General features: G+C 70.9%; 1 protein-coding gene. It reads left to right on the top strand.

Annotated elements, in window-relative coordinates:
• Window positions 1–227, top strand: a 227-nt coding sequence (locus tag BN358_RS27190) for a hypothetical protein (RefSeq protein WP_198018533.1), incomplete at both ends; no start/stop codon positions are given.

Below are 227 nucleotides of genomic sequence, written 5' to 3'. Positions count from 1 at the left end.
CAAGGTGCCGGGGGCCGCATCGCTGAACAGCTTCGGTGCCGAGGTCGGGGGGCGCTGGACCTATCGCGCGATCCGTACCGACGGGTACCGCTACGACTACATCTTCGTCTCGCCCGGCATCGACGTGCGGACCTGGCAGGTGGTCACCGGGCCGGGCGTCCGGATGATCGACGGCCACCCCTTCTTCGCCGACGGGCCGGTGCCGTCCGACCACTGCCCGGTGAGGC

The sequence above is a fragment of the Sedimentibacter sp. B4 genome (assembly GCF_000309315.1).
GTDB classification, from domain to species: domain Bacteria; phylum Bacillota; class Clostridia; order Tissierellales; family Sedimentibacteraceae; genus Sedimentibacter; species Sedimentibacter saalensis.
The sequence above is the reverse complement of the archived record's forward strand: the minus strand, read 5'-3'. Positions and strand labels throughout refer to the sequence as shown.